General features: G+C 55.1%; 11 protein-coding genes and 1 pseudogene. 9 read left to right on the forward strand and 3 right to left on the reverse strand.

Annotated features, from left to right (window positions below; translation table 11 throughout):
• Positions 1–257: 257 nt before the first annotated feature.
• Together G565_RS0116925 and G565_RS0116930 are read left to right on the forward strand one after the other, a co-directional pair.
• Positions 258–1745: a DUF4331 domain-containing protein gene (locus tag G565_RS0116925; RefSeq protein ID WP_028671945.1), complete on the forward strand. Its 1488-nt coding sequence runs from the start codon at positions 258–260 to the stop codon at positions 1743–1745.
• A gap of 15 nt (positions 1746–1760) precedes the next feature.
• Positions 1761–2018, forward strand: a complete 258-nt coding sequence (locus tag G565_RS0116930) for a hypothetical protein (RefSeq protein ID WP_028671946.1) — start codon at positions 1761–1763, stop codon at positions 2016–2018.
• 48 nt (positions 2019–2066) lie between these two features.
• On the opposite strand, the gene G565_RS0116935 is transcribed toward G565_RS0116930, so the two are convergent.
• A complete protein-coding gene (locus tag G565_RS0116935; protein WP_028671947.1) occupies positions 2067–2588 on the reverse strand; it encodes a GNAT family N-acetyltransferase in 522 nt (173 codons plus the stop codon).
• Between the two features lie 239 nt (positions 2589–2827).
• On the opposite strand from G565_RS0116935, the gene G565_RS0116940 reads away from it, so the two are divergent.
• The 6 genes from G565_RS0116940 to G565_RS0116965 all read left to right on the forward strand — a co-directional run bounded on the left by G565_RS0116940 (position 2828) and on the right by G565_RS0116965 (position 9702).
• A complete protein-coding gene (locus G565_RS0116940) occupies positions 2828–4687 on the forward strand; it encodes an SLC13 family permease (protein ID WP_028671948.1) in 1860 nt (619 codons plus the stop codon).
• A gap of 45 nt (positions 4688–4732) precedes the next feature.
• Entirely contained in the window at positions 4733–5614 is an 882-nt protein-coding gene (locus G565_RS24630) for a heme-dependent oxidative N-demethylase family protein (protein WP_051208153.1), read from the forward strand.
• A 295-nt stretch (positions 5615–5909) separates the two neighbouring features.
• On the forward strand, positions 5910–6170 hold the full coding sequence (locus G565_RS24635) for an EF-hand domain-containing protein (RefSeq protein ID WP_051208155.1): 261 nt from the start codon (positions 5910–5912) through the stop codon (positions 6168–6170).
• A 141-nt stretch (positions 6171–6311) separates the two neighbouring features.
• Positions 6312–7808: a sensor histidine kinase gene (locus G565_RS24640; protein ID WP_084649437.1), complete on the forward strand. Its 1497-nt coding sequence runs from the start codon at positions 6312–6314 to the stop codon at positions 7806–7808.
• Positions 7805–8380 carry a hypothetical protein gene (locus G565_RS0116960; RefSeq protein WP_028671949.1) on the forward strand — a complete coding sequence of 192 codons (576 nt, stop codon included), beginning with the start codon at positions 7805–7807 and terminating at the stop codon, positions 8378–8380. The genes G565_RS24640 and G565_RS0116960 overlap by 4 nt, the downstream gene beginning before the upstream one ends.
• Positions 8377–9702, forward strand: a complete 1326-nt coding sequence (locus G565_RS0116965; protein WP_028671950.1) for a sigma 54-interacting transcriptional regulator — start codon at positions 8377–8379, stop codon at positions 9700–9702. The genes G565_RS0116960 and G565_RS0116965 overlap by 4 nt, the downstream gene beginning before the upstream one ends.
• 18 nt (positions 9703–9720) lie before the next feature.
• Here G565_RS0116965 and G565_RS0116970 read toward each other — a convergent pair whose 3' ends face one another.
• Both G565_RS0116970 and G565_RS24645 read right to left on the reverse strand, forming a co-directional pair.
• Positions 9721–10758, reverse strand: a complete 1038-nt coding sequence (locus G565_RS0116970; protein WP_028671951.1) for a LacI family DNA-binding transcriptional regulator — start codon at positions 10756–10758, stop codon at positions 9721–9723.
• 153 nt (positions 10759–10911) lie between these two features.
• Positions 10912–12597, reverse strand: a complete 1686-nt coding sequence (locus G565_RS24645) for a GH32 C-terminal domain-containing protein (RefSeq protein WP_051208158.1) — start codon at positions 12595–12597, stop codon at positions 10912–10914.
• 216 nt (positions 12598–12813) lie between these two features.
• Between G565_RS24645 and G565_RS27270 the strand changes: the two are divergent.
• Positions 12814–13016 (forward strand): annotated as a pseudogene (locus tag G565_RS27270) (ISNCY-like element ISMaq5 family transposase); the annotation flags it as partial.

Genomic DNA, 13016 nt, shown 5'->3' on the forward strand with positions numbered 1-13016 from the left:
AATACTCCGGCCGTCCGAACCGGGGCATTCCGGTGACCCGTTAAGCTACCCCTTCCAAATATCTAACGCCTTTTTCAACTCTCCAAACACCACAAAAAGCTCGGTGTTAACCGGTAAACGGCCGTAACGCGCCGTTGGATGCACCACCCTGTGACGCAACGCCCAAATAAACTCTCTGATCGAAATTACCTGCAACCATCGCATCTGCAAAGGCGTAACAGCTGCGCCACTTCAATCGGTAACACCAGGAGAGAACCATGAACACACTATTCAAAAAATCCACTCTGGCTGCTGCGATGGCAGGGCTTTGCTTGTCGGCCGGCCTGGCCCAGGGCGCAAGCCACCGTGAGGCGCCTTTTATTGCCGAAATGCCGAAAGTCGATGCCTCTGACTTTTACATGTTCAGAAGTTACGAAACAGACCGTGAAGACTACGTGACCTTCATCGCCAACTATTTGCCGTTGCAGGACGCTTACGGTGGCCCGAATTATTTTGATCTGGAAGACGAAGCCATCTATGAAATTCATGTCGATAACACCGGCGATGCCATTGAAGACATGACCTTTCAATTCCAGTTCACGACTGTTGAAAACCGCTTACAGCTTGCGGTAGGTGACAGCGGCAGTGAACAGATGGTGACGGTCCCCTTAAAGAATATTGGCGGCATTGGACCGAATGCAACCGATACCGATAATGTTCAGAGCCGCCAGGAATACCAGTTGTCGGTCATCCAGGGCGATCGGCGCAGTGGAAACGCACAAATCGCGACTAACGTCACCACCGGCACTGACACCTTCCGTAAACCGCTGGACAACATTGGCAATAAATCTTTCACTGACTACCCGGCCTATGCCGAGACTCACATTTACGACGTTGCCATTCCCGGTTGCGCCGTCAATGGACGTGTTTTCGCCGGCCAACGCCGCGATGCCTTTGCGGTTAACCTGGGCGAAATCTTCGATTTGGTTAATACCAACCCGTTAGGGCCGCGCGATGCTGAAGCTAACGACCTCGGCGACAAAAACGTGACCTCACTTGCGCTGGAAGTCCCGATCAGTTGTCTGACCGGAACGGCACAAACTGAAACAAATGCAGACCCGGTAATCGGCGCCTGGACCACCGCGAGCATTCCCCAGGCCCGTGTCATCAACCCGGCACCCGGCAACAATGACAAGGGAGCCACGGTAGAAGGCGGTGCCTATGCGCAAGTCTCTCGTCTGGGCATGCCCCTGGTAAACGAAGTTGTGATTGGCCTGGAAGACAAAGACCGGTTCAACGCCAGTGAACCCAAAGATGACGGCCAGTTCGCCACCTACGTTACTCACCCAACCTTGCCAGAACTGGTAGAAATACTGTTCGGCGTGACGGCACCCAATAATTTTCCCCGTACCGACCTGGTCACCGCTTTCCTGACAGGCGTAGCGGATGTTAACCAGCCTGTGGGGGTAACAACCTCAGAAATGCTGCGATTGAACACGGCCATTTCCCCGGCGGCTGCAGCCAGCCAGAATGACCTGGGCGTGCTTGGTGGCGATAACGCCGGCTTCCCGAACGGTCGGCGTCCGGTCGATGACGTAGTCGACATTGCTCTGCGCGTTGCCATGGGTGTGCTCGCAGACCCTGCTGATGCCCCCGACGGAACGCTGGCATACACCGATGGTGTTCAGGTCGATACCGGTTCGTTGCAAGACGCGTTTCCATACCTGACCACACCAATCGGTGGTTCACCAAACACGACGCCGTAAACGGAGGTTCACTGTATGCAACTGATACTAAAACTGGTCGGCCTGTCAGCCCTAACCCTATTGCTGGTAGGCTGTGAAAACGCAGGCAATGGTGGTGGCAACGCTGACAACGGAGATGACAATGACGACACCGTCATGTTCGTTGAGTTTGCCGACTTCGTGAAAAGCGAGATTAACAACACGCCGGCCAATAGCGACGCGACACCCATCAACGATCTGATGTTTGACTTCAACAACCGAACCAACGCATCAGCGTTCGATGACGTGCTCTAACTTTTCCGGGTTTTGACCGAGGGCCGAATGGCCCTCTTTTGCGTTGCGCTAATTGCAAAATCTGACACTGGCGTAACGCATCTCTTCAACCAGATCATGCCCCGGGTCAACTTTGATACGGTTTTCACTGGAAAATCCGTGCCGTTCATAGAACCGGCGAGCTCGGGTATTTTCCGTTGCCACCCAAAGATGAACCCCCTCGAATTTCTCTGCATCACAGCAATCAATAATTGAGTGGATCAACGCACTGCCGATCCCTACACGCCATAGTGCCGGATTAATATTGATTGATACGATTTCAGCCGCGTTGCTGTCACCCAGGTCGTTGTCACGGGCCGGGCCGAATACGGCAAACCCTTCAACGGTGCCATCTACTTCTGCAACAAGGTAGCGCCCTGGCCCCGATTGTTCTAGCGCGTTTTGCCACATCGCTGACTTCTGATGTATGTCCAGTGACTCCAGCAATTCCGGTGACATGATACCTGCATAGGCACGTTGCCAGGCATTCACCTGAATCTCGGCCATCCGCAGTTCATCACCGGCTCTGGCTTTTCTGACGACAGTATTCATAGACCTTGTTTTCCCTGTATGAGCGAGCTCCCGGATCACCACAATTACCTCAGTGGGGGCAGGGTCAGCTTGTCGCCTATCCGACACTCACCCCTCGAACCGTCGACTATATTCGTGGACTGCTGTCCCTGCAATACAGCGGGTGTATGATGGTGTCTTTGTCGTCTGGCGGGGAAGGTGACTATGGTTCTCTATCGCCGCCAGAGCTGACTGGATGTCTTTCGCAATAAGGAGTCACAATGTCGTTTGATCAGGGCATCGTATTCGCCGTTCTGCTCGCCACCCTGGGGCTGTTTATCTGGAATCGCTGGCGCTACGACATAGTAGCCCTGGCGGCTCTGCTGACAGTGACGATTACCGGATTGATTCCCGCAGAAACTGCTTTTTCCGGTCTGGGTCACCCGGCGGTGGTTACCGTGGCGGCAGTGTTGGTGATCAGCCGGGCTCTGCTTAATGCAGGGGTGGTGGATGCCATAGCCAGACAGTTGACCAAAGTGGGCGACAAACCCTGGATTCAGGTCGCAACACTGACGGGTATTGTCGCCGTCTGCTCCGGCTTTATGAATAACGTCGGCGCGCTGGCGCTGTTTATGCCGGTGGCGATTTGGATGGCGCGACAAAGCGGTCGGTCGCCGTCTTATCTGTTGATGCCGCTCGCCTTTGGCTCGTTGCTCGGTGGCACCCTGACGATGATTGGTACCCCGCCGAATATCATCATCGCCACCTACAGGCGCGAGATCGATGGCAACGCCTTCGGCATGTTTGACTTCCTGCCGGTGGGGCTCGCCATTACCGTTATTGGCGTTCTCTTTATAGCCTTGATTGGCTGGCGTCTAACGCCCAAGCGAGAAGAGTCGTCGACGGATGAGTTGTTTGAAGTCAGTTCCTACCTGACCGAGCTGACGCTGAAGGAAGACAACGATTTTGTCGGCCGCTCCCTGCATGACCTCGTCGATTCAGTGCGCAACGAAGCCGATGTGTCCATCGTCGGTCTGGTGCGCAACGAACAACACACCGAAATGCCTTCCATTTATAAAGTCTTGCGGGCCGATGACATTCTCGTGGTCGAGGCCGACTCCGACAGCCTGAAAACCCTGATCACCACAACCGGATTGAGCCTGGTTCAGGAAGTTATTGAAGAAAGTGAACACGATGAAAAAGATCCATCAGAACACACTGACGAATCTGACACTGCGACTGAAGACAACGATGCAACTGACGCTAAAACAACCACCAAAAAAAGCGAACTGACGCTAACCGAAGCCATCGTTACCCAGGGCTCTCCGCTGGTTAACCAGTCGGCTTCTGCGCTCGGGTTGAGAGAGCGCTACAGCGTGAATATCCTGGCGGTAGCGCGCCAGGGGCAACGCATGAACCAGCGCCTGGGGGAAGTCCGCTTTTCGCCCGGTGACATCCTACTGGTTCAAGCCCATGAAGATGGAATCCAGTCGGCGCTGAACGCTCTGGGCTGTTTGCCCCTGGCTTCACGTGGCCTGCGATTGCACAAGCCCGACAAAGTATTAATGGCAAGCGGTATTTTTGCCATCGCACTCGGGCTCATTGCGCTGGAGGTATTGCCCGCTGCACTGGCGCTGGTTACCGCAGCCCTCGCGATGATTCTGACCCGACTGGTTCCGCCCGGTGAAATTTACGACAGCATCGACCTGCCCATTATCATTCTGCTGGCTGCCATGATCCCGATCGGGGAGGCGCTGGATACAACCGGCGGCTCACAACTGATCGCCGATGGCTTGCTGGCAATAGGCCAGTCGATACCGGCGTCGGCCACCATTCTGGTATTGATGACTTGCGTAATGTTGTTGTCGAACATCGTCAACAATGCAGCCGCAGCCGTTCTGGCAGCCCCCGTGGCCATCAAACTGGCCGAAGGCATGAATGTGTCGGCCGACCCCATGTTGATGGCTGTTGCTATTGGTGCCTCCTGTGCTTTTCTAACCCCAATCGGGCATCAGTCAAACATGCTGGTGATGGCACCGGGCGGCTACAAGTTTGGCGACTACTGGCGGCTGGGGTTGCCGATGTCACTGTTGGTGATGGCGATCTCGATTCCGGTGATCATGCTGGTGTGGCCTTTCTGATCCGGGTTCAGTAATCTCGAAGTACTACTCGCCCGGGAAGAATCGATGTCGCTTGATTATTATGCCTTTCAGGAACACAAAAACTTGCTGGCTATGGGGCTGCACCGTTTGGATCCTGATCAATGGCTGTTGCCGGATGCAAAACTGGCCACCCAGACTTCCCTAAAGAAGTCACTCTGGCGGGATCTGGGCGACCGTGTATACAGCCAACTGCCGGAGTCCCATGCGGCCCAGCGCGAGGTTGCCCAGACTCTGGGCAGCTATCTGCCAATCCAGTTCCCCGATCTTTATGCGCACCATTCGAACGGCCTGGTTTGCCGGTTCAATGACACGATCGTCCGGTGGGACACACCAGAAACTACATTACTTAATGCCTCCTGGTGTGTGCAGGAAGACCTGTGTCTGTTGCAACCACAGGATGATCATTATCGCCTGACTGCCGCCAGTTTGTGCGCACCAAGCTATTGGCGGCTACTGGAAAAAATAGGCCAGCCACTTGACCGGATCCATGCACCGGTCCCCGGTTACACCGAGAAACTTGGCAGCAAAATCAACCGTTTTTTCCAGCACATCAAGGACGACCGACCAGTCTGGCGCGGTAACTGGTCGGTCGTCACCAGCGATCGGTTATACCAGCCGGGCACGGAAGAGTCAGCCCCAATAACACAGGCTGAAGACATTCCTCAGCGGTGTTTTATACGGACCGAAAGACAAACGTTAAAGCGACTGCCGCAAACCGGGGCGGTGGTGTTCACAATACGGGTGCAGATAACTCCCTTTACCCATTTTCTCGACAACCCGATCTGGTTGAAGGATCTATTTCAGGCATTGACAGCGCTCTCCGCAGATGAGCGCGACTACAAATCATTGCAACCCGTAGAGCCGGCCCTGACACGTTGGCTGGCAAGTCACCTGGCCCGCGCTTGACTGTGGCCAATTGCAGACAGTGTAACTCATTGATTTAAATCACTTTTTCAAACTCCCTCAGATACCTGTCTGCCATTGGATACACCCCAGACGGCATTTACCGGCTTACCCTCTCCTAAAATACCTATAACTTATTGTTTTATATGGATTTTTAATTACTGGCACAGCCCCTGCTATACCCCCTGTGAACGCGTCATTCAGTCCGCTGATCAGACGCTTGTTGTAAGACGCTGTGTTGAACATGGCGGCTTTATTCACACAAATGTTAGATCCATCAAAAACAGGAGTAAGGAATATGAAAACTGCACTGACTCTAACTGCCCTGGTGTTAGCCTCTGCCGCCACGGGTGTTGCTGCGAATCAAACCCAGGGAATGAGCTACGAAGAAGCGTTTAATCAAATCGACATGAACGCTGATGGGGTGCTGACTCAGGACGAAGCCAATGTCGACCTGTTGCTGGCCGAGCGTTTTGAAATGCTGGATGTCGACGGTTCCGGCGATCTGAGCATGGAAGAGTTTCAGGCATTCGACGCCGAAGCCTCAAAGGAAAGCTAAGCTCTAAATGGACGATGGCAATGCCATCGTCCACAGTGTGTTTAAACATAACTGACGCTTTTTCGGGCTAAAGGAGTTAGCCCTCTTTTCCCTCAATCGTTCGCAGCCGCACCGCTTTATTTTGTCTGCGGACCCAAAACCATGAAATCAATTGCACCTGCTTTGACATTGCCTGCCGCTTCACGACACCACTCGTCACTTCAGCATTTATCGTTACAACATTTATCACTTCAACAGCGCCTTATCGTCAGCTTCGCCATTGCGCTTATTCCGCTAGCCGTCCTGTTATGGCAAGGCCATACCGTTTTCCAACGCATTACGGTAATGGCACAAACAGAAGCCCAGGTTGCTATGCGCGAAGCACGTCAGGTGGAAAACCTGGATCGACTCGCTGTCGACAGTGAACGGGCTTTGCGCCAGCATGCCGTGGTCGCCAGTACGAATACCCTAACTCAATCGCGACAAGCGCTGCAGCAGTACCGACAGGCGATAACGGGCGCATGTTTGACGATGGACGGTACAACGCCAACCCACTGCACCAACCACATCGAACTGATCGATGCTCAACTGGCTAACATTGGCAACTCGAATGGACCACTTAATCAAAGCACACTCACAGCTGATATGGCGCAACTCAGGCAACTGCAAAGTGAACTGACCGAACGTATCTGGAACCAGCTAAACAGTCGATTGTTGGCTCAGGGCGAGGCGATTCAGAACGAGCAACAGTCGTTGTACTGGCAGACGTTCAGTTTGGTGTTACTGACGGCGCTCATGGTCGTAGGGTCGAGCCGTCGAATTGCCGCACCCATCCAGCGCCTGGACCGGATGATCCGGTCACTGGGCCAGCCCGGCACCACGCCCGACCTCAACAGCATTCGGGGCCCGCGTGAACTCAATGAATTGGGGGAGCGGCTGAACTGGCTCTCCGGGCGGCTGCAACAACTTGAAGCCCTGCGTCTGGCCCTGCTGCGCCATGCCGCCCACGAATTGAAAACACCACTGGCCAGTATCAAGGAAGGTTGTGCGTTGCTGGAGCAAGGCATTACCGGGCCGCTCTCACAGTCGCAGCGAGAGGTGGTGTCGCTGTTGAGTGGCAGTACGGACCGCCTGGCTCAACTGACTGAACAACTGCTCGACTACAATCAGTGGCTGCAACAAACGGAGGTGAAACGACACACTCTGGACCCTTCAGCACTGATCAACGACACCCTGAGCCAACATCAACTCGCCTTGAAACAACGACGCTTGCAAGTCCGTGTCGTCTGCACTCTGGACCGGTTACATACCGACCCAACCCTGTTCCAGCGCATGCTCGACAACCTGATCAACAACGCACTGGCCTATGGTGCCGAAGGAGGCCGGATTCAGGTTCGACTCGAGCACCAGGCACCCTGGGTCATTCTGGAAGTGGCTAACACGGGACCGGCCATCCCCGAGCACCTGCACCAGAGCATTTTCGAACCCTTTCAACGTGGCGAAACGCCGCGACAAGACAGCCTGCAAAGCTCCGGACTGGGCTTGTCTATCGTTACCGACTGCGCCCGGCTGCTGGATGGCCGCGTTGGCCTGTCTGAACGTACCGGGTACGACGTTTGTGTGCGAATCCAGTTACCGGAAAGAGGGACGCACCTATGAATCACGGGTATTCTGGCCGTCTGCTCCCGCTCACCTTACTGCTTGTTACCCTGTTGCTAACGGGTTGCACCGGGCTAACACCCCGCCTCCAAACGGTTCCCTCCAGTGCCGTGCTTCAGGGGTATTGTGAACGTCCCCAACTGCCCGACATCTTCGATGCCGAAACGAGCACCTGGCACTGGCTGGCATTCAGTCAGACAACCCCTCTGCTCGATTGGGTCGCCCTTCCATCCCACCCGACCGAATCCGATCTGGCGCTTGCCTGGGCCCTGTATTTCAGCCAACCCGATCAAAGCCCGGTGATCTTGCAACTGGGCAACGGGCAACTGCAGAGGCTAAGACCCGACCTGCCGAATGCACTGCACCCATTGGTTGATTTACACCTGAACGCCTCACGGGTGCTGTTGCTGGATCACCAGCGCCAAGCCCGGCAACGCCTCGACCTGGAGGGTCGAATCCAGACACTTCAGCAGGAGTTGGCACAGAAACAGGCACAAATAGACGCCTTAACAGCCATTGAATCCCAGTTGAATACCCGGGATACCGGTCCTGAACAGGAGGACACACCGTGACCCAATCCGCGTCCAAACCCGCATTGCTTCTTGTCGATGACGATGCCAGCCTGCTGCGCTTGCTATCCCTGCGCCTGGCCAGTGATGGCTGGCAAGTTGAGGCCGTTGGCGATGGCGCCTCGGCTCTGGCCTACCTGGAACGCCATACCGTCAATCTGGTGATCAGCGATCTGCGCATGCCAGGGCTGGACGGTCTGCATTTGTTCGAACGCATCACTGAGCGGTATCCGGATCTCGCGGTTATTCTAATGACCGCGCACGGCTCAATCCCGGAGGCGGTACAAGCTACCCAGCGCGGTGTGCTGGGTTTTCTGACCAAGCCCCTGGATCACGACAAACTGCGCGATCTGATGACCCAGGCACTGGACCGGGGCGGACCACAGTGCGCAGAGGACTGGGACCGCGACATCATCGCCCGCAGTCCTGCCATGACTCGCTTGCTCGACCAAACAAGACAAGTCGCACGCAGTGACGTCAGCGTCCTGATCAGCGGGGCCAGCGGCACCGGTAAAGAACTGTTCGCCCAGGCCATTCACCGCGCCAGCCCACGCGCCAGGGGCCCGTTCGTAGCGCTCAATTGCGGTGCATTGCCCGAACACCTGCTGGAATCGGAGTTGTTCGGTCACGCCAAAGGGGCTTTTACCGGCGCCATCAGGGAACAGGCTGGCCTGTTCCGGGCCGCCGAGGGCGGCACACTCTTTCTGGACGAAATCGGCGACATGCCCACATCTCTCCAGGTGAAGCTGCTCCGTGTGTTACAGGAACGACAGGTCCGACCGGTGGGTAGCAGCGAAACCCTGCCCATTGACGTGCGCATTGTCTCGGCTACCCACCGTGACCTGAGCCGGGCCATGGCTCAGGGGGAGTTCCGGGAAGACCTCTACTACCGGCTAAACGTGGTCAACCTGACACTACCCAGCTTGCGCGAGCGCGCTGAAGACATACCGCTGCTGGCTCGACACCTGCTGCGCCGGGCGGCTGAGCAACACAATAGCCGCGTCACCCGTATTGAAGACAAGGCCATGCACTTACTGATGACCGCCCCCTGGCCAGGCAATGTGCGCCAGTTGGTCAATGTCATCGAACAATGCGTCGCACTTTGCCCCAGTACTGTGGTCCACGAAGCCCTGGTACGGCAGGCCCTGGCCGACCAGCAACCCCACTGGCCAACTCTGAGTGAAGCCCGCGACGCCTTTGAACGCCAATATCTGATCCGTGCCCTGAGCATGACTGACGGCAACGTTACCCAGGCCGCCGCGCTGGCCGGTCGCAACCGGACCGATGTGCACAAGCTGATGAAAAAACATGGGTTGAATGACTAATCGGCTAAATCGCCTAAGTCAGAGTTGAACCGTCTCATCCAACGCCCTAACCGATTGCCGGACAACCAGCGGACACGGCAACTTGACCTGAGCCAAGGGTGGCGGCTGACCATCTATCTTACTGACCAGATTCACACATGCCTGATACCCCAGATCATAGTAAGGAAGAGCAGCGGTGGTCAGGGCAGGTTTCAGGGCGCGGGAGACGGTTTTGAAGTCGTCATAGCCGACAATCGACACATCGTCCGGAATCTTCCGGCCCAGCGTCAGCGCAGCCATATAGGCCTGCAGAGCTATTTCATCGTTACCGCAGATGATGGCAGTGGGCGGGTTTTCCTGGATCAACATCTTTTGGGCAACCTGGAAGCTATGGTCCACCTCCTGACCCACGGCTCCAGACATACCGATCTTTATAGTCAGGTCTTTCGGGTCGATGCCCGCTTCAACAACGACGTCCTGAAAGGCCCGATAGCGCTCCTGTGCACCGAATAAGACAGGATTCAGGCGGATATAACCCAACCGACGATGGCCGCGGGCAAGCACGTAATCGGTCAGTTCGCGGGCGCCGTTGCAGTCATCCGGCGTAATAGACATCAGTTCCGGGTCGGCATTGCTTTTGCAGTTGACCATTATGGTTGGCAGCGGTAGCTCGGCCGCTTTCAGGTCGACAATGCGGTGATACATGGTCACGTACAACACCCCTTCAATGCTGTGTTCCTGAAAGGTCCGCCAGGCTGCTTTCTCGTTCGCGGTGTTACCATTGGTGTTGATAACGATGACGGTATAGCCGTTCTGGTGAGCCCAGTCCTGAGCGCCGCGCACGATGTCACTCGAGTACGGCGTCACTGACACCAGATCGGTCAGAATGCCGAGAATGCGCGACCGTCGCGACCGGACCAGTCGCGCAGCATGGTTGGGCACATACCCGAGCTGTTGAATAGCAACTTCGACACGCTCTATGGTTTCCGGCCGAACATTAGGCTCACGGTTAACGACGCGTGACACTGTCTTGTCGGACACTCCGGCGAGTCTGGCAACGTCTTTAATACTGGCCATAGTTAATACGCGATCCGTTGTTTAAAGAATCAGTATACATAATTCTATTTTCGTACATACAGCCCATTGCTCTGCGTCGCTGTTTGCCAAGCTACGCATCTACAAACGAACAAAATACACCAGTCTGACTGAATCAGATAAGCGCCTGATAGTCTAGTCGCTGGGCATGAGTGTCTCGGCTGTGATTTCAAGATGTCTTGCGTCCTGCTCCAGTTCAACTGCAAGCCGCGCGACATCGGCCATGAAATAGGTGCGCCGGGTTCCGCAGACAGCGCCCTCGTTGGCAAACACTTCCACGATGCCCTGATCGTAAATAACAGTCAGGTCGTGTAGCGCAAGCTGAGGGCTGACGTACTGAATCTCTCCGGTATCTTCAGGCATCAGCAGCGTCAGTTGCTGATCTTTGAACGCTATCGAAAATTGGTTACCCTGGCTGTCAACGGCAATAATGGTAACGGCTTCCAGCGGTCGGCCATTGGCCACCAGGCGCATCTGGAAAGCACGCTCGCCTGGGAACCAGGTCATCGGCACAGAGGGTGAATAAGGCAAGGTTTCACTTCTCAGCCCGGAGATGATCGGGTGCATGCACAGCTCGCCCTGAGCATTCAGGCTCAGTTGGCGGGGGATCGACATTTCGCCGCTGTAGTTCGACCCTTTGGGCTTGCTGAACTCCCAGTTATACAACCAGGCCATGGCCAGCCTGCTGCCATTTGCTTCGAAGCTCTGCATCGCATAAAAGTCGGTGCCAAAGTCCACTTCCCGTAAGTCGCCGCTGGGTACAAAACCGGTGTCAAAAGAGAACTGACCGGTTAGGTAATACATCAAATTGTGCCGACGGGACTCCGGATCCTGAAAACCGACAAAGCCCATGTAAAGCACCCACTGGCCGTCCAGCTCAAAAAAATCCGGACATTCAACGCAGCGCGCACCCTGTTCCTTGAAAAATGGAGGAGCCACATACAAAGGGCCTTGATAAGCCCATGTCAACGTATCCTGTGAGCGATACAACAACACCGCAGGGTCTCCGTGAATCGCTGCGCCCAGTATCATCAGGTATTGATTGCTGGCCCGGTCAAACCAGACTTTCGGGTCCCGGAAATCGCAGTCGACACCGTCCGGTGTTTCGGCAAGTACAGTGCGCACCGAGACCGGCTCGGTGAGATCAGTATTGGGCACAACCCGTTTTTGAATTTCGGTATAGCCCTTGTGCAGATCATAGGCCGGTAACCGCTCGGTATAGAAAAACAGCGGGCCAGCAGGTGAATCGGTACAGGCGGTTCCCGAAAAGGCACCACCGGTGGCACCCAGCGGCAAGAGGTTTTGCTGCGGGTGCAGGAAGATGGGGTAATGCACCCAATTAAACAGATCCTGGCTGGTGGCGTGCCCCCAATGCATGGGCCCCCAGTCGGTGCTATTCGGGTGAAACTGGTAAAAAAGGTGATAGGTCTCGTCAATAAAACACAAGCCGTTGGGGTCGTTCATCCATTGGCTGGGTGGCGTGAAATGCAAGGTTGGTCGCTGGAGGTTGCTCATGTCACTTACTTCGGGAACAGCGTCATTTGTCACTATTTCCAGCAACCGTATCCCCTCAACTTTCACGGTATTAGGATGCCAGCGATACGCGAAAGAGACTTCCCATCCACTCGGCCGGGTCTGCAGTTCAACCACTAGGCCGGTTCGGTTGGTATAGGAAAAATACTCGAAGTAATCCGGCAGGTCCTTCACTTCATATTCGACACCGCGCACCGACTCAACAACAAGATAAGGAGCGTCGGCGGCATCGGTTTTACGGGCCCAAAAAGCCAGGTTATCCCCCGGCTGTAACTGTGCCACGGTCATATAGGGTTCCATGTCGGTCTCGCTTTTTATAGGTAGATAACTCGCGTTTCGGGAAGGCCAATGCCCTCCCGAGGTTGTATCTAACTAGTGCCCGTCCATAAACGGCTAAGCTTCTGAAAATAAAAGAAAAATCTCGATCAGAGGGTTAAAAAGGCCCTAATACTTTGTAGAATTGTCTTCGACAAAAAAGCAAAGCACAAAGAAAAGGGCCTTACCATGCGAGAATCCCGCACGGCACAGAACAGTTTATTTGATGTGTATGCACCACACAAGTTTGGCTTGTTCCTTAGTAATCTATCGCGGGTGCTGGACGCTCACCCGGAGATACTCCCATTGCTGGAGGAAGACTTCCGCGCTGAAAATACACAGGTTACGGGACGAAAAGGGTTGTCCGTTGAAAGTACGTTCCGCTGCATGCT

The organism is Saccharospirillum impatiens DSM 12546 (assembly GCF_000423605.1).
Classification (GTDB): Bacteria; Pseudomonadota; Gammaproteobacteria; order Pseudomonadales; family Natronospirillaceae; genus Saccharospirillum; species Saccharospirillum impatiens.

Coding starts and splice junctions, on each gene's coding strand:
- G565_RS0116925 (WP_028671945.1), top strand. CDS start 258: ATGAACACACTATTCAAAAAATCCACTCTGGCTGCTGCGATGGCAGGG.
- G565_RS0116930 (WP_028671946.1), top strand. CDS start 1,761: ATGCAACTGATACTAAAACTGGTCGGCCTGTCAGCCCTAACCCTATTG.
- G565_RS0116935 (WP_028671947.1), bottom strand. CDS start 2,588: ATGAATACTGTCGTCAGAAAAGCCAGAGCCGGTGATGAACTGCGGATG.
- G565_RS0116940 (WP_028671948.1), top strand. CDS start 2,828: ATGTCGTTTGATCAGGGCATCGTATTCGCCGTTCTGCTCGCCACCCTG.
- G565_RS24630 (WP_051208153.1), top strand. CDS start 4,733: ATGTCGCTTGATTATTATGCCTTTCAGGAACACAAAAACTTGCTGGCT.
- G565_RS24635 (WP_051208155.1), top strand. CDS start 5,910: ATGAAAACTGCACTGACTCTAACTGCCCTGGTGTTAGCCTCTGCCGCC.
- G565_RS24640 (WP_084649437.1), top strand. CDS start 6,312: ATGAAATCAATTGCACCTGCTTTGACATTGCCTGCCGCTTCACGACAC.
- G565_RS0116960 (WP_028671949.1), top strand. CDS start 7,805: ATGAATCACGGGTATTCTGGCCGTCTGCTCCCGCTCACCTTACTGCTT.
- G565_RS0116970 (WP_028671951.1), bottom strand. CDS start 10,758: ATGGCCAGTATTAAAGACGTTGCCAGACTCGCCGGAGTGTCCGACAAG.
- G565_RS24645 (WP_051208158.1), bottom strand. CDS start 12,597: ATGACCGTGGCACAGTTACAGCCGGGGGATAACCTGGCTTTTTGGGCC.